Here is a 15804-nt window from a genome sequence, read left to right on the forward strand (position 1 = left end):
AATATCCCGTTCCGAGGCGCTCGCAGCCTCGTATAATGCGCGACATTATGGGCGCTCTCCCGCCCCCTGCAACCTGTCAGGACTTACTTGATGCTCAAGGCACTGCGTTTTTTTGGATGGCCATTGTTGGCTGGCGTGCTGATCGCGATGCTGATTATTCAGCGTTATCCCCAGTGGGTGGGCTTGCCCAGCCTTGATGTCAACCTGCAGCAGGCGCCGCAAACCAGTTCGGTGGTGCAAGGCCCGGTGACTTATGCGGACGCTGTCGTCATCGCCGCGCCTGCCGTGGTCAACCTGTACACCACCAAGGTCATCAACAAGCCGGCGCATCCGTTGTTTGAAGACCCGCAGTTCCGCCGTTACTTCGGTGACAACGACCCCAAGCAGCGCCGCATGGAGTCGAGCCTGGGTTCCGGGGTGATCATGAGCCCCGAAGGCTACATCCTTACCAATAACCACGTGACCAGCGGCGCCGACCAGATCGTCGTGGCCCTGCGCGATGGCCGTGAAACCCTGGCCCGCGTGGTCGGCAGCGACCCGGAAACCGACCTCGCGGTGCTGAAGATCGATTTGAAGAGCCTGCCCTCGATCACCATCGGCCGCTCGGAAGGGCTGCGCGTGGGTGATGTGGCATTGGCCATCGGCAACCCGTTCGGCGTTGGCCAGACGGTAACCATGGGCATCATCAGCGCTACCGGGCGTAACCAGTTGGGGCTCAACAGCTACGAAGACTTCATCCAGACCGACGCGGCGATCAACCCGGGCAACTCCGGCGGCGCGCTGGTGGATGCCAATGGCAACCTGACCGGCATCAACACCGCGATTTTCTCCAAGTCCGGCGGCTCCCAAGGCATCGGTTTTGCGATCCCGGTAAAACTGGCGATGGAAGTGATGAAGTCGATCATCGAACACGGCCAGGTGATTCGCGGCTGGCTGGGGATCGAAGTCCAGCCGTTGACCAAGGAACTGGCCGAATCCTTTGGCCTGACCGGTCGCCCCGGCATTGTCGTGGCGGGGATCTTCCGCGACGGCCCGGCCCAGAAAGCCGGCCTGCAATTGGGCGATGTGATCCTGAGTATCGATGGCGAGCCGGCCGGTGATGGCCGCAAGTCGATGAACCAGGTGGCACGGATCAAACCGACCGAGAAGGTGACGATCCAGGTCATGCGCAACGGTAAAGAGATCAACCTGTCGGCGGAAATTGGCCTGCGCCCGCCGCCCGCGCCGATGAAGGAAGAGGGATAAGTCACATCGCAGGTGCCCGTTCGCGGGCACCTGTAAACGGATGTTTCAAAGCAATTCATTCTCATTAGACATGTTATATTGTTTCAATATTGCTATTGGAACGCTCTACCATGTCGTCTCGAAAGTTTGTGCCCTTGGCCGGCCTGGCCTTGGGTTTGCTGCTGGACCCCGCCTACGCCGAAGACAATACCGTTGAATTGGATGCCATCAGCGTCACCACCGACGCCTATGAATCCGCCACAGGTCCGGTTGAAGGTTATCGCGCCACGCGCTCCGCCAGCGCGACCAAAACTGACACCGCGATTCGCGACATCCCCCAATCGATCAGCGTGATTCCTGCCACGGTGCTCAAGGACCTGGGCAGCCACAGCGTTGAACGCGCCCTGGAATATGCAGGCGGCGTGTCCAAGCAAAACAACTTCGGCGGCCTGACGCTCTACGAATACAGCGTGCGAGGCTTCACCACCTCCGAGTTCTACCAGGACGGTTTTAGCGCCAACCGCGGCTACCCGAGTACACCGGACACGGCCAATATCGAGCGCATTGAAGTGCTCAAGGGCCCTGCTGCCAGCCTGTATGGGCGTGGGGACCCGGGCGGCACCGTCAACATCGTCACCAAGAAACCCCAACCGGATGCCTTCACCACCCTGCAAACCAGCGCCGGCAGTTGGGACCGCTACCGTACCGCCATAGACGTCAATACGCCGCTGGACAGCGAAGGCAACGCACTGTCGCGGGTCAACCTGGCGGTGGAGGACAACCACAGTTTCCGCGATCATGTGGATGCAAAGCGGGTGTTTGTCGCACCGTCCTTCAGCTTTCAACTGACGCCAGACACCCACCTGCTGGTAGAAAGTGAATTCGTACGCCACAGCTCGACATTCGATCGCGGCATCGTCGCCAACACCGGCATGTCCCGCTCCACATTCCTGGGCGAACCCAACGACGGCAATATCCGCAACCACAACAATCGGATCCAGGCCGCTATCGAACACACCCTCGACGACACCTGGCAATTGCGCCTGGCCAGCCATTACAAACAAGGCAGCCTGTGGGGCGATGCCTCGGAAAGCCGAGCACTGAACGCCGACGGCCACACCGTCAACCGCCGCTACCGGGAGCGCTCCACCGGGTGGCACGACAGCATCACCCAACTGGAACTGCGCGGCCGGTTCGATATCGGCAGTTGGCAACACGAACTGCTGATCGGCACCGAGTACGAGGACTATCGCAAGAAGGAACGTGTCACCGCGATTGCCGGCAGCCCTTACGCCATAGACGTCTTCCACCCCGTGTATGGCCAGCCCAAACCCAACGGCACGCGCTCCGGCACAGACTTCTATGAACAGGTCAAAAGCCAGGCGCTGAACCTGCAGGATCAGATCGTCTTCACTGAACGCCTGCGCGGCATGCTTGGCGCGCGCTTGGAGCATGTGGAACAAAGCACCGAGGACTTCACGCGTAATCACGCCAAGAGCCGGCAAACCCATGACGCCCTGACCCAGCGCGCCGGCCTGCTGTACCAACTCACACCGCAAGTCGGCCTGTTTGCCAACGCTTCTACGTCGTTCAAACCCAACAATGGCCTGGATGCCGGCGGCAAATCCTTCAAGCCGGAAGAAGGCGTGGGCTATGAAGTGGGTATCAAGAGCGAGCTGTTCGACGACCGCCTCAGCACCACCCTGGCCGCTTTCCATATCGACAAGGAAAACGTCCTGGCCCTGGACCCGGCCACCGACACCCAGCGCGCCATGGGCAAGGCCCGCAGCCGAGGTTTTGACCTGCAAGCCAGCGGGCAAGTGAGCGACGCCGTACGAGTCATCGGTGCCTTCGCCTACATCGATGCCGAAGTCACCCAGGGTGACAAAGCCATTCCAACCGGCAGCCGCATTCTCGGCGTGGCCAAGCGCAGCGCCAGCCTGCTGGGTGTGTACGAATTCCAGGATGGCGCGCTGCGCGGTTCGGACCTGGGCGCGGCATTCACCTATGTCGGTGACCGCTCCGGGGAAGCGGGCAGCCACTTCGAATTGCCGGCCTATCACACCGTCGACCTGCTGGCCCATTACAAGGCCAGCGAGCAGGTGACCGTGGGCCTGAACCTCAACAACCTGTTCGATGAAAAATACTACGAGCGCTCCTACAGCACCTACTGGGTCACACCCGGCGAGCCGCGCAACCTGACCCTGAGCTTGACCCTCAACTTGTAAAAGGACCCCATCATGCACCCACTCAAACCCCTCGCCCTGGTTGGCCTGCTGTTCGCCACTCAGGTATCGGCACACGGCCTGTGGACCGAAGAACGTCGCGGCAACATCGAAGTGATCTACGGCCATGGCGCCGAGGACAACGCTTTCAAGGCCCAGAAAATCAGCGGCGCCTGGGCCTACGACGCCAGCGGCAAAATGATCCCGGTGACTGTGCAGCGCCTTGACGATCACGCACGCCTCAAGCCGCTCAAGGCACCGGCAGTATTGGCAGTGGCGCTGGATAACGGCATGTGGTCGCAAACGGCGGATAAACAGTGGATCAACAAAGGGCGTACCCAGGTGCCTGGAGCCATTGAGTCGACGCAGACCTTCAAGTACAGCCTGGCGATCTACACACCTGGCGCCAAGCTGCCCAAGCTGGACGCGCTCAAGTTGCTGATCCTGCCGGAAGCCGACCCGCTGACTGTCGGCCCGGGTCGATCATTGCCCGTGCGAGTGCTGCTCGACGGCAAGCCGGTGGCCGGGGTCAAGCTGGTGGGCGATTATCGCAACGCACCGAACACCTTGAGCACCGAAACCGATAAGGACGGACGTGCCCAGGTGCTGGTGCGCAATGAGGGCTTGAACGTGATCGCCGCGCAGGTGGTCGTGCCGCTCAAGGACAACCCCGACGTGGCGACACGTGGGTTATTCACTTCGCTGACGTTCCTCGGCGAACCTCACCACGAGTGAGGGTGTTCAGAGGTCCAACGGCGCTCTTTCGCACAACGTGTTGAGCGCCACTGCCCATTGCGGGTCGTCATTGAGGCACGGCACCAACACCAACTCCTCGCCCCCCGCTTCGCGGAATTGTTCCAACCCGCGATCGCCGATCTCTTCCAGCGTCTCGATGCAATCAGCAACAAACGCCGGGCACATCACCAGCAGCTTTTTAACCCCCTGCTGAGCCAGGGTCTCAAGGCGCGCCTCGGTGTAGGGTTCGATCCACTTCGCCCGGCCCAGCCGCGATTGAAAAGCCACCGACCACTTGTCTTCGGGCAGCCCCATGCGCGCGGCAAACTCCCGCGCCACACTGAAGCACTGGCCACGGTAACAAGTCGCCCGCACTTCGGGTGACGCGTTGGCACAGCAGTCCGTAGCACCATCAAAGGCATGGCTTGGGTTGAGCTTCTTCAGGTGCCGCTCCGGCAGGCCGTGAAAACTGAACAGCAGGTGATCGTAGTCCTGCTGCAGGTGCGGCCTGGCACTGGCGACCAAGGCATCGAGGTATTCGGGCTGGTCGTAGAAGGGCTGCAGGATGGCAAGGCGCACGTCGAGCTTTTTGTCCCGCGCCACACGCCGCGCCTCTTCCACCACGGTGGTTACGGTGCTGTCGGCAAACTGCGGATACAGCGGCGCCAGGGTGACGTTGCGGATACCTTGGCTGGCCATTCGGGTCAGCACGCTTTCAATCGAGGGCTCGCCATACCGCATGGCCAGCTCGACCGGGCCTTGGGTCCATTGCGCAGTCATCTGCTGCTGCAGGCGACGGCTGAGCACCACCAGCGGGGAGCCTTCTTCCCACCAGATCGAGGCATAGGCGTGGGCCGATTGCTCGGGCCGCTTGATCAGGATCAGCGATACCAGCAAACGCCGCACCGGCCACGGCAGGTCGATCACGTAGGGGTCCATCAGGAACTGATTGAGGTAGCTGCGCACATCGGCCACCGAAGTGGACGCCGGTGAGCCCAGGTTGACCAGTAACAACGCGTGATCCGTCATGCAACATCCTATCTCTAGAGGCGGCTGGAAATATCTTCCAGGGCCGCGTGCAAATCAGTGAACTGAAAAGTGAAACCGGCGGCCAGCAGCCGTTCGGGGACGGCTTTCTGCCCGCCCAGCAACAACCCGGACAACTCGCCCAGAGCAACCTTCAACGCCAAGGCCGGCATCGGCATGAATGCGGGGCGGTGCAGCACCTGGCCCAGCGTCTTGGCAAACTCGCGGTTACGCACCGGGTGAGGGGCGCAGGCATTATAAGGACCACCGGCGTCAGGCTTGTGCAGAAGAAAATCAATCAGGGCGATTTGATCTTTGATATGGACCCACGGCATCCACTGCCGACCATCGCCGATCGGCCCGCCCAACGCCAGCTTGAACGGCAGTAGCAGCCGCGACAAAAAGCCGCCCTCGGCTGCCAGCACCAGGCCGGTGCGCACCAGCACCACGCGCAGGCCCAATGCTTCGGCGCGCAGTGCCGTTTCTTCCCAGGCGATACACAGTTGGCTGGGAAAATCATCCTGCACCGGACCGCTCGCCTCGCTCAGCTCGCGCTCGCCGCCATTGCCATACCAGCCCACCGCAGAACCGGAAATCAACACGGCCGGTTTCTGCTCGAGGCTTTCCATCCATGCCACCAGGGTTTCGGTGAGGCTGATACGGCTGCTCCACAGCAGCGTCTTGCGCTTCTTCGTCCATGGGCGATCGGCAATCGGCGCGCCGGCCAGGTTAACGACAGCGTCCACCGCGCCGATAACCTCTTGCAGGCTGCCGACACCCAGCACCTGCTCGCCACAGAGTCGGGCGACCTGCTCCGGGTCACGACTCCACACGGTCAGGCGATGGCCTTGAGCGAGCCAATAGCGGCAGAGTTGGCGACCGATCAAACCAGTACCGCCGGTCAGCAAAATATGCATAAGACGCTCCTCATGTAACGTTTGCCGCCCGCCACTGGTCTATTTTATAAGCAGGGTTCATTTGTTATCGGGCGTAGCCGTGGCCTAGAACCGCAGGGTTCCAAGCCTCTGCTTTAACCATAGGTCACGTTGTAAGAACAGTTACGCCAAAACTTATACCAAAAAACAATATTGTACAGCTATTAGTGTCGGCGTAGGCTGTACCCAACGGTAAACGAGGCCTTCCATGACTGTTCCCATCGCGATCATCGGCACCGGCATCGCCGGTCTCTCCGCCGCCCGAGCGTTACAAGACGCGGGGCACACCGTACAACTCTTCGATAAAAGCCGTGGCAGTGGCGGGCGCATGTCCAGCAAGCGCAGCGATGCCGGCTCACTGGACATGGGCGCGCAATACTTCACCGCCCGCGACCGACGTTTCGTCAACGAAGTACAGCGCTGGCAGAGCAATGGCTGGGCCGAACAATGGAAACCGCAGCTGTACAACTTCAAGTCCGGCCAGCTCAGCCCCTCCCCCGATGAACAGAGCCGCTGGGTGGGTACGCCGCGCATGAGCGCCATCACCCGCGCCTTGCTCGACGACCTGCCGGTCGAGTTTGGTTGCCGCATCACCGAAGTGTTTCAAGGCGAACACCATTGGAACCTGCTGGACGCCGACGGCGGCAATCACGGCCCGTTCAGCCACGTGGTGATCGCCACGCCGGCCCCTCAAGCAACGGCTCTGCTGGCCGCCGCGCCCAAGCTGGCGAGTGCCGCCGCCGGGGTAAAAATGGACCCGACCTGGGCCATCGCCCTCGCGTTCGACCAGCCTCTGGATACCCCCATGGAAGGCTGCTTCGTCCAAGACAGCCCTCTCGACTGGCTGGCACGCAATCGCAGCAAGCCGGGACGCGACAGCGCGCTCGACACCTGGGTGCTGCACGCCACCAGCACCTGGAGCAAAGCTCATCTGGACCTCTCCAAGGAAGCTGTGATCGAGCACTTGCACGGCGCCTTCGCTGAACTGCTGCACTGTGCCATGCCCGCGCCGTCGTTCAGCGTGGCGCACCGCTGGTTGTACGCCCGGCCGTCCAGCAGCCATGAGTTCGGCGTACTGGCCGACGCTGACCTGGGCCTGTACGTATGCGGCGACTGGTGCCTGTCGGGTCGAGTGGAAGGGGCTTGGCTCAGTGGCCAGGAAGCAGCGCGACGGCTGATCGAACATATGGCGTAGTTCACGCTTAAAAAATTGTACAAAACATTTGATTTGTACAATATTAAACCTATGATGAATGTAGTTGTACGAGCCTCCAAGGCTTGTACAGGAATTTCACAGAGGTTTGGTCATGTCCCGCACTGCAAAACCGAAGATCGCCATCAGTGCCTGCCTGCTCGGCGAGAACGTGCGCTTCAATGGCGGACACAAACAATCCCTGTTGTGCAGCCAGACCCTCGCCGACTATTTCGACTTTGTGCCGCTCTGCCCCGAAGTGGCGATCGGCATGGGCATCCCCCGCGAACCGATTCGCCTGGTAGGCGACCCGGCACAGCCGCAAGCCGTCGGTACGGTACGCCGCGAACTGAATGTCACCCAGCCGCTGGATGATTATGGCCAGCAAATGGCTGAGCAACATACCGACCTGTGCGGCTACATCTTCATGCAGAAATCGCCGTCGTGCGGCCTGGAGCGGGTCAAGGTCTACCGCGACAACGGCACGCCCGTCGATGGCGGCGGCCGGGGCATTTATGCCAACGCGTTTTGCGCACGTCACCCCAACCTGCCGGTGGAGGAAGACGGCCGCCTGAATGACCCGGTGCTACGAGAAAACTTCCTGACCCGCGTCTTCGTCTATGCCAGTTGGCAACAGCTATTGGTTGACGGCCTCACCCGCCATCGCCTGCTGGCTTTCCATTCGCGCTACAAATACTTGCTGATGGCCCATAGCCCGGCGCATTACAAAAGCCTCGGCCACCTCCTGGGCAGCATGACCAAGGACATCGACTTGGAAGACCTGGCTGCCGGCTATTTCAGCGAGTTGATGACCGGCCTGAAAAAATGCGCCACCCGTGGCACCCACACCAACGTGCTGCAGCACATCAGCGGCTACCTCAAACAGGCCATCAGCGCCGAGGATAAGCAAGAAATGCAAACGGTCATCGGCCAATACCGCCACGGCATCGTGCCGCTGGTGGTGCCGCTGACCTTGCTCAAGCATCACTTTCGCCAACATCCGGACCGCTATATCGCGCAGCAGGCGTACCTGCAACCGCACCCGGAAAACCTCAGCCTGCGAAACGCGATCTGACTCATATGAAAGCTGCCCTGCTAGACGAACCCGGAGAGGACATCGCGCAAGCCCTGCAAAATGGTTGGCTGCCGATCCGTGAAGTGGCGCGCCAGACCGGTGTCAACCCGGTCACCCTGCGCGCCTGGGAACGCCGTTATGGCCTGATCGTGCCGCAGCGTACGCCCAAGGGCCACCGGCTGTTCAGCGCCGAGCATGTCCAACGTATCCACACCATTCTGACCTGGCTCAATCGCGGCGTGCCGGTCAGCCAGGTGAAATCCCTGATCGACTCAGCCCAATCTCCGCCTGACGCCGTCGAAAACGAATGGCACGCCCTGCGCCAGACACTGGTGCAGGCCATCAGCGAGCTGGCCGAGCGCCGGGTCGACGATGCGTTCAACCAGGCCATGGCGTTGTACCCGCCACGGACCTTGTGCGAGCAATTAATGCTGCCGCTGCTCAATGAACTGGAGCAAAAGTGGCAGGGCCAACTCGGCGCACAAATGGAGCGGGTGTTTTTCCTGTCATGGCTGCGCAGCAAGTTCGGCGCGCGCATCTATCACAACAATCGTCAACTGCATGGCGCCCCGTTGCTGCTGATCAACCATTCCGACTTGCCCGTGGAGCCGCACCTGTGGCTGTGCGCCTGGCTGGCCAGCAGCGCCGACTGCCCGGTGGAAGTCTTCGACTGGCCACTGCCGGCCGGCGAACTGGCGCTGGCCGTGGCTCACCTGAAACCCCGCGCCGTGGTGCTGTATTCGAGCAAATCGCTTCAGTTGGCGGCGCTGCCCAAACACTTGAGCGGCGTTGCTTGCCCTCTATTGATTGCCGGCCCCACGGTATGCATCCACCAGGCAGAACTGGTCGCGTTGAGCCGTGATACCCCGCAATTGTTCGTGGCCGAAGACCCGTTGTCGGCTCATCAGCTATTGATCCAGCGTGGAATTGTCTAAATGCATTTGATCTGGCTGCGCACCGACCTGCGCCTACACGACAACACCGCCCTGGCTGCCGCATGCCGGCGAGGCCCGACCGCGGCCATCTACGTGATCACGCCCGAACAATGGCTGGCTCACGATGATGCACCGTGCAAAGTCGACTTCTGGTTGCGCAACCTGCAGCACTTGAGCCAGGCGCTGGGCACGCTGAATATTCCTTTGCTGATTCGCACAGCTGCGACTTGGGAAGAGGTACCGGGCGTGCTGAGCGCACTGTGTCGGGAGCTGTCGGTCGCGTCGGTGCATGTCAACGAGGAATACGGCATCCACGAAAGCCGCCGCGATGCCGCAGTGGCCAAGGCCCTGGAAGCCGACGGCGTGACGTTCCACAGCTACCTCGACCAACTGTTTTTCCAGCCAGGCAGTGTACTGACCAAGACCGGCACCTACTTTCAGGTATTCAGCCAGTTCCGCAAAGTCTGCTATACCCGCCTGCACAGCGCCTTGCCGCCGATCGTGCCCACACCAGAAGCCCAGGCGCCACTCAAGCTCGACAGTGATGCAGTGCCGACCACCGTTGAAGGCTTCGAAACGCCCAGTGAAAGCTTGCGTGCCCTGTGGCCTGCGGGTGAGGACGAGGCCCGCCGCCGTCTCGATGCTTTCGCCGATCAACAGATCAGCTACTACAAGGACGAACGCGACTACCCGGCCAAACCCGGCACCAGCCAGCTATCGGCGTACCTTGCCGCCGGCGTGGTGTCGCCGCGCCAATGCCTGCATGCCGCGCTGCAAACCAACCAGGGTGAATTCGAAAGCGGCGACATCGGCGCTATCACCTGGATCAACGAGCTGCTCTGGCGCGAGTTCTACAAACATATCCTCGTCGGCTACCCAAGGGTGTCGCGCCATCGCGCCTTCCGCCCCGAAACCGAAGCCGTGGCCTGGCGCCACGCGCCCAAGGAACTGGCCGCCTGGCAGCAAGCACGCACCGGCCTGCCGATCATCGACGCCGCCATGCGCCAATTGCTGGAAACCGGCTGGATGCACAACCGCCTGCGCATGGTCGTGGCGATGTTCCTGACCAAGAACCTGTTGATCGACTGGCGTGAGGGCGAGCGCTTTTTCATGCGTCACCTGATCGACGGCGACCTGGCCGCCAATAACGGTGGCTGGCAGTGGAGCGCCTCCACCGGTACCGACTCGGCGCCGTACTTCCGGATTTTCAGCCCATTGAGCCAATCGGAAAAATTCGACGGCGAGGGTGTGTTCATCAAGCGCTGGCTGCCGGAACTGGCCGCGCTGAATAAAAAACAAGTGCACAACCCGGAGTCCGTCGGCGGCCTGTTCGGCGTGGCCGATTACCCGCGCCCGATGGTCGACCTGAAATACTCCCGCGAGCGCGCACTGGCCGCGTTCCGCAGCCTGCCGCAACGCCAGGAGGCCGCTGAACATGAGTGATTTCCTGCAACGGTTCGCCGAGGCCTTCGCCGCGTTGGACAAGCACAACCTGCACCGGCTCGACAGCCTGTACAGCCCGGACATTGTGTTCGCCGACCCGCTGCACGAAGTCCACGGGCTCCCCGCAATGCACCGTTACTTCACCCAGCTGTACAGCCATGTCAACCAGTTGCGCTTTGACTTCCAGGGGTTTGACCAAGTGGCGGAAGGCGAAGGCTACCTGCGCTGGAACATGAGTTTTCGCCACCCACGCCTGAACCACGGTGAGGAGGTGAACGTACAAGGCTGCTCACACCTGCTGTGGCACGAAAAGGTCTACCGCCATCGCGACTATTTTGATGCAGGCGCACTGCTCTATGAACACTTGCCGCTATTCGGCCGATTGATCCGTTGGCTGAAGAGGAGACTGGGATGAGCCCTACACCGCCCCGCCGTTATTGGCTGACCGGCGCCAGCAGTGGCATCGGTGCCGCGCTCGCCGTGGAATTGCTCAACAGCGGTGCCCACGTGGCACTGAGCGCGCGCACCAAAGGCCCGCTGGAAGCACTCGCCCAACGTTATTCGGGGCAGGTGCTGGTAGTGGCCGGCGACCTGACCAACAGCCAGACCGTACGCGAGATCGGCGAGCGGATCGAGGCGGCCTGGGGTTCGCTGGACACGGTGATCCTCAACGCCGGCACCTGTGAATATGTCGATGCCAAACAGTTCGACTCATCGATCATCGAGTACGTGATACGCACCAACCTGCTGGCCAGCAGTTACTGCATCGAGGCCGCCTTGCCGCTCTTGCGCAAAGGCCAGAGTCCGCATCTGGTGGGGGTAGCCAGCGCGGTGACGTACCTGCCGATGCCCCGCGCCGAGGCCTATGGTGCGTCCAAGGCCGGGCTGCGCTACTTGTTCGAAGCGCTGCGCATCAGCCTGTCGCCGGAGAATATCGACGTGACGGTGATCAGCCCGGGCTTTGTCGACACGCCACTGACCGAACGCAATGATTTCCCGATGCCCTTGAGTTGGTCCGCCGACAAAGCGGCGAAGCATATCTTCGGTCAGCTTGCCAAACGGCCTTTGGAAATCGCCTTTCCCGCGCTGTTCATCGCCACGTTGTGGCCGTTGTCGAAACTGCCCAACCGTGCGCAACTGATCATCGGCAAACGCATGCTGCGCAGCCCGCCACCGCAGAAGGACGACCTGTGAAGATCGCCATTATCGGCAGCGGCATCGCCGGGCTGACCAGCGCCTACCTGCTCAACCGTCGCCACGACATTACCCTGTTCGAGGCCGGCGACCGTATTGGCGGACATACCCACACCGCCAGCGTGACGGTCGAGGGCAAGCACTATGCGGTGGACACCGGTTTCATCGTGTTCAACAACTGGACCTACCCCCACTTCATTCGCCTGCTGGAGCAGCTTGGGGTGAAATTCAAACCCACTGAGATGAGCTTCTCGGTGTGCGATCAGAACACCGGTTTCGAGTACAACGGCAATAACCTCAACAGTCTCTTCGCCCAGCGCCGCAACATCCTGTCGCCAGGATTCTGGGGCATGCTGCGCGACATCCTGCGCTTCAACCATCAGGCGCCGCTGGACCTGCAACAGCAGCGCATCAGCGCCGAGATGACCCTGGGGGCTTATCTGGAAGCGGGCGGTTATGGCCAAAGGTTCATCCGGCACTACATTGTGCCGATGGGCGCGGCGATCTGGTCGATGTCCCTGGCGGATATGCTGGGGTTTCCCTTGCAGTTCTTTGTGCGTTTCTTCAAGAACCACGGTTTGCTGTCGGTAAACAAACGGCCGCAGTGGTGCGTGATCGAAGGTGGCTCCAGCCGTTACATAGAACCGTTGACCCAAGGCTTTCGCGAGCGGATCCGCCTCAATTGCCCTGTGCATAAGGTCGAGCGCACGCCTGAGGGCGTGGTTATCCACAGCCCTGCCGGCAGCGAGGCCTTTGACCGGGTAGTGTTGGCCTGCCACAGCGATCAAGCCCTGGCGTTGCTCGCCGACCCGAGCCAGGCCGAACAGGAGATCCTTGGCGCCCTGCCCTACGCCAACAACGATGTGGTGCTGCACACCGATACGCGCCTGTTGCCTGAGCGCAAGCTGGCCTGGGCCAGTTGGAACTACCGGCTGGCCGGCGATGCGCAGACGCAGGCGGCCGTGACCTATGACATGAACATCCTGCAAGGCATCGACAGCGAGACGACCTTCTGCGTCAGCCTCAACCAGACGCCGATGATCAACCCACTGAAGATCCTCGGGCGCTACACCTATGCCCATCCGCAATACAGCCTGGCGGCAGTGGCTGCACAAGCGCGCTGGGAAGAGTTGCACGGCGCGCGCCACACCTTTTATTGCGGCGCCTACTGGGCCAACGGTTTTCACGAAGACGGCGTGGTCAGTGCCCTGCGCGTGGCGCAAGCCTTTGGAGAAAGCCTGTGAACAGCGCCTTGTACAGCGGCTGGATCGCCCATCGCCGGTTTGCGCCCAAAGGCCATGCCTTTCGCTACCGCATCGGCCTGCTGTACCTGGATTTGAACGAAGAACACCAAGTACTCGGGCTGTCCCCCTTGGCCGGCGCCGGTCGGCTGGCCCCCTTCGGTTTTCGTCAGCAGGATTACCTGCGTGAGTTCACTCGCCATGGCATGAGTTTGAGCGACGCCGTGCGCCAGCAAGTCGGCCAGGCGCTGGGGCGCGCACCCCAAGGCGCTATCTGCCTGCTGACCCAGGCCCGCAGTTGGGGCCTGGCGTTCAACCCGGTGAGCTTCTTCTATTGCTACGAGGCCGATGGATCACTGGCCGCCATCCTGTGTGAAGTGACCAACACCCCGTGGCGCGAACGCTACCACTACGTACTGCCGGCCCAGCCCCTCGATGCCGGTGAGCACCAGCACTTCGCCGTAGCCAAGGCGTTTCATGTGTCGCCGTTTTTGCCCCGAGACCTGGAATATCGCATGAGTTTCAGCCCTCCCGGCGCCAGGCTGGGCGTGCATATGGCTGATTGGCAGGGCGCGCAAAAGGTCTTCGACGCCACCTTGAGCCTGCAACGCCAAGCACTGGATCGCGCCAGCCTGCATCGCTACCTGTGGCGCTTTCCCTGGATGACCGCCAAGACCTGCCTGGCGATTTACTGGCAGGCGCTGCGCCTGCTGCTCAAACGCACACCGATTTTTTCCCATCAGGCCGCCGATGGCGCCTCTCGCACTGCAGTCGGGTATACCAAGGATCACCGCCATGAAATCCCCTAGCTTATCGGTCAAGCCCCACCGCATGAACGTCAACGGCATGACCGGCGCCCTGCTGCGCAAAGGCGTGCTGCGTCAACTCAGCCAACTGCGCCACGGTCAACTGGTGGTGATCGAGGACGGCGAACGGCAGGTATTCGGCGCACGGGAAGCGCATTTGCTTGGGGAAATCCACATCCTCGATCCGGCGGTGTGGGGCCTGGTGGCGGCCAACGGCTCTATCGGTGCCGGTGAGGCGTTCATTCATGGTTACTGGAGCAGCCCGGACCTGACCGCCGTGGTGCGAGTGATGGTCAGCAACCTGGAGGTGCTCGACGCCATGGAGGGCGGCCTGGCGCGCCTGGCCCGCCCGTTCACCCAGGCCTTGCACTGGCTCAACCGCAATACCCGCAAAGGCTCGCAGAAGAATATCGCGGCCCATTACGACCTGGGCAATGACCTGTTCGAAGCATTCCTCGACCCGACCATGATGTATTCGGCAGCCCAATTCCTCACGCCCGATGACACCCTGGAACAGGCGCAACTGAACAAGCTTGCACGCATTTGCCAGAAACTGGCACTCAAGCCCACCGACCACTTGCTGGAAATCGGCACCGGCTGGGGCAGCATGGCGCTGTACGCGGCGCAGCACTACGGTTGCAAGGTCACCACCACGACGTTGTCCAAAGAGCAGTTCGCCTACACCGAGAAACGCATTGAGGCGCTGGGATTGCAGGGCCAGGTCACCCTGTTGCTGCAGGATTACCGCGACCTGAGCGGCCAGTACGACAAGCTGGTGTCCATCGAAATGATTGAAGCCGTCGGCCATCGTTTCCTGCCCACCTACTTCAAGCAATGCGCCCACCTGCTCAAGCCGCAGGGCCTGATGTTGCTGCAAGCCATCACCATTCGCGAGCAACGCTTCGAACAGGCCAAGCGCAGCGTCGACTTTATCCAACGCTACATTTTCCCCGGTGGCGCCCTGCCGTGCGTGCAAAACATGCTGCAGATCGTCTGCCGCGACACCGACATGAACCTGCTGCACATGGAAGACTTCGGCCTGCATTACGCGCGCACCCTGCGCCTGTGGCATGAGAACCTGCGCCGCGCTCACGGCCGGCTCTCCGAGCTGGGCTACGATGAGTACTTCCTGCGCTTGTGGGAGTTCTACTTGTGCTACTGCGAAGGAGGCTTCATGGAACGAACCATTGGCACCGCGCAGTTACTGCTGGCCAAACCGGCGGCGATCACCCCGCCCTTGCTCGGGCGTTTCAGTGCTTAAACCCTTGGCAAACGCCGTGCTATTCCAGTGCGGCTGGTTTGCTTGCGTGCTCGGCGGTGACAGTCACTGGTTACTGGTGGGAGGCATGGTGCTGGCCATCCACTTGTTATGGACCAGTTCATGGTCCCAGGAAGGCCAGGTGATCCTTGCCGTGGCCTTGCTGGGCATCGTGATCGATACCTTCTTGCGTACGTTCGGGGTGTTTCACTTCAGCTTTCCAGGGCCACTGATTCCGTTTTGGCTGATGCTGCTGTGGGCGTTGCTGGCAACCACCCTGCGGCATTGCCTGGCCTGGAGCGCTCAGCCGTGGTGGCGGGCGAGCCTGTTGGGGGCGATCGGCGGGCCGTTGTCTTATTACGCCGGCAGCCAATTGGCGGGCGTGCGTTTCGGTTACGGCACGACACTCACCCTCATCGGCCTGGCGCTGCTGTGGGCGGCGCTGTTCCCACTGCTGCACTGGATCGCACGGCAACTGGAGCAGTGACGTCTGTCAGAGCATTCATACGCACATC

The 15804-nt window shown here is 61.5% G+C and carries 15 protein-coding genes; 13 read left to right on the forward strand and 2 right to left on the reverse strand.

Annotated features, from left to right (window positions below; genetic code table 11):
* Positions 1-90: 90 nt before the first annotated feature.
* The 3 genes from algW (at position 91) to MJP36_RS26210 (ending at position 4184) form a co-directional block, all read left to right on the forward strand.
* Entirely contained in the window at positions 91-1245 is a 1155-nt protein-coding gene (gene algW / locus MJP36_RS26200; RefSeq protein ID WP_104995472.1) for a Do family serine endopeptidase AlgW, read from the forward strand.
* A 110-nt stretch (positions 1246-1355) separates the two neighbouring features.
* Positions 1356-3452, forward strand: coding sequence for a TonB-dependent siderophore receptor (locus MJP36_RS26205; RefSeq protein ID WP_244384379.1), 2097 nt, complete (start codon positions 1356-1358; stop codon positions 3450-3452).
* Between the two features lie 12 nt (positions 3453-3464).
* Complete coding sequence (locus MJP36_RS26210) at positions 3465-4184, forward strand: DUF4198 domain-containing protein (protein WP_244384381.1); 720 nt, start codon at positions 3465-3467, stop codon at positions 4182-4184.
* Positions 4185-4190: 6 nt separating this feature from the next.
* Here the strand turns inward: MJP36_RS26210 and hemH are convergent, their stop codons facing one another.
* Both hemH and MJP36_RS26220 read right to left on the reverse strand, forming a co-directional pair.
* On the reverse strand, positions 4191-5213 hold the full coding sequence (gene hemH, locus MJP36_RS26215) for a ferrochelatase (protein ID WP_244384385.1): 1023 nt from the start codon (positions 5211-5213) through the stop codon (positions 4191-4193).
* 14 nt (positions 5214-5227) lie between these two features.
* The gene (locus MJP36_RS26220) at positions 5228-6127 is read right to left on the reverse strand and encodes a TIGR01777 family oxidoreductase (protein WP_244384387.1); all 900 of its coding nucleotides are present in this window, start codon (positions 6125-6127) and stop codon (positions 5228-5230) included.
* A gap of 226 nt (positions 6128-6353) precedes the next feature.
* Between MJP36_RS26220 and MJP36_RS26225 the strand changes: the two genes are divergently transcribed.
* The 10 genes from MJP36_RS26225 (at position 6354) to MJP36_RS26270 (ending at position 15776) form a co-directional block, all read left to right on the forward strand.
* A complete protein-coding gene (locus tag MJP36_RS26225) occupies positions 6354-7340 on the forward strand; it encodes an NAD(P)/FAD-dependent oxidoreductase (protein WP_104995467.1) in 987 nt (328 codons plus the stop codon).
* 112 nt (positions 7341-7452) lie between these two features.
* Positions 7453-8412 (forward strand): YbgA family protein, encoded by a 960-nt coding sequence (locus tag MJP36_RS26230; protein ID WP_244384388.1) that lies wholly within the window; start codon positions 7453-7455, stop codon positions 8410-8412.
* Positions 8413-8417: 5 nt separating this feature from the next.
* A complete protein-coding gene (locus MJP36_RS26235; protein WP_060754832.1) occupies positions 8418-9347 on the forward strand; it encodes a MerR family transcriptional regulator in 930 nt (309 codons plus the stop codon).
* Complete coding sequence (gene phrB / locus MJP36_RS26240) at positions 9348-10790, forward strand: deoxyribodipyrimidine photo-lyase (protein ID WP_244384389.1); 1443 nt, start codon at positions 9348-9350, stop codon at positions 10788-10790.
* Complete coding sequence (locus MJP36_RS26245) at positions 10783-11205, forward strand: nuclear transport factor 2 family protein (RefSeq protein WP_104995464.1); 423 nt, start codon at positions 10783-10785, stop codon at positions 11203-11205. The genes phrB and MJP36_RS26245 overlap by 8 nt, the downstream gene beginning before the upstream one ends.
* Positions 11202-11984 carry an SDR family NAD(P)-dependent oxidoreductase gene (locus MJP36_RS26250; protein WP_060754829.1) on the forward strand — a complete coding sequence of 261 codons (783 nt, stop codon included), beginning with the start codon at positions 11202-11204 and terminating at the stop codon, positions 11982-11984. The genes MJP36_RS26245 and MJP36_RS26250 overlap by 4 nt, the downstream gene beginning before the upstream one ends.
* Positions 11981-13228, forward strand: coding sequence for an NAD(P)/FAD-dependent oxidoreductase (locus tag MJP36_RS26255; RefSeq protein ID WP_244384390.1), 1248 nt, complete (start codon positions 11981-11983; stop codon positions 13226-13228). Before MJP36_RS26250 ends, MJP36_RS26255 begins: the two co-directional genes overlap by 4 nt.
* On the forward strand, positions 13225-14034 hold the full coding sequence (locus tag MJP36_RS26260; protein ID WP_244384391.1) for a DUF1365 domain-containing protein: 810 nt from the start codon (positions 13225-13227) through the stop codon (positions 14032-14034). Before MJP36_RS26255 ends, MJP36_RS26260 begins: the two co-directional genes overlap by 4 nt.
* Entirely contained in the window at positions 14021-15292 is a 1272-nt protein-coding gene (locus MJP36_RS26265) for an SAM-dependent methyltransferase (RefSeq protein WP_198761603.1), read from the forward strand. Before MJP36_RS26260 ends, MJP36_RS26265 begins: the two co-directional genes overlap by 14 nt.
* On the forward strand, positions 15285-15776 hold the full coding sequence (locus MJP36_RS26270) for a DUF2878 domain-containing protein (RefSeq protein WP_244384392.1): 492 nt from the start codon (positions 15285-15287) through the stop codon (positions 15774-15776). The genes MJP36_RS26265 and MJP36_RS26270 overlap by 8 nt, the downstream gene beginning before the upstream one ends.
* Positions 15777-15804: the final 28 nt, after the last annotated feature.

It is taken from the genome of Pseudomonas palleroniana, assembly GCF_022836895.1.
GTDB classification, from domain to species: Bacteria; Pseudomonadota; Gammaproteobacteria; order Pseudomonadales; family Pseudomonadaceae; genus Aquipseudomonas; species Aquipseudomonas palleroniana.

Bases quoted from the DNA above. Each gene is read 5' to 3' on its own strand.
- algW (WP_104995472.1), top strand. From the start codon at position 91: ATGCTCAAGGCACTGCGTTTTTTTGGATGGCCATTGTTGGCTGGCGTG.
- MJP36_RS26205 (WP_244384379.1), top strand. From the start codon at position 1,356: ATGTCGTCTCGAAAGTTTGTGCCCTTGGCCGGCCTGGCCTTGGGTTTG.
- MJP36_RS26210 (WP_244384381.1), top strand. From the start codon at position 3,465: ATGCACCCACTCAAACCCCTCGCCCTGGTTGGCCTGCTGTTCGCCACT.
- hemH (WP_244384385.1), bottom strand. From the start codon at position 5,213: ATGACGGATCACGCGTTGTTACTGGTCAACCTGGGCTCACCGGCGTCC.
- MJP36_RS26220 (WP_244384387.1), bottom strand. From the start codon at position 6,127: ATGCATATTTTGCTGACCGGCGGTACTGGTTTGATCGGTCGCCAACTC.
- MJP36_RS26225 (WP_104995467.1), top strand. From the start codon at position 6,354: ATGACTGTTCCCATCGCGATCATCGGCACCGGCATCGCCGGTCTCTCC.
- MJP36_RS26230 (WP_244384388.1), top strand. From the start codon at position 7,453: ATGTCCCGCACTGCAAAACCGAAGATCGCCATCAGTGCCTGCCTGCTC.
- MJP36_RS26235 (WP_060754832.1), top strand. From the start codon at position 8,418: ATGAAAGCTGCCCTGCTAGACGAACCCGGAGAGGACATCGCGCAAGCC.
- phrB (WP_244384389.1), top strand. From the start codon at position 9,348: ATGCATTTGATCTGGCTGCGCACCGACCTGCGCCTACACGACAACACC.
- MJP36_RS26245 (WP_104995464.1), top strand. From the start codon at position 10,783: ATGAGTGATTTCCTGCAACGGTTCGCCGAGGCCTTCGCCGCGTTGGAC.
- MJP36_RS26250 (WP_060754829.1), top strand. From the start codon at position 11,202: ATGAGCCCTACACCGCCCCGCCGTTATTGGCTGACCGGCGCCAGCAGT.
- MJP36_RS26265 (WP_198761603.1), top strand. From the start codon at position 14,021: ATGAAATCCCCTAGCTTATCGGTCAAGCCCCACCGCATGAACGTCAAC.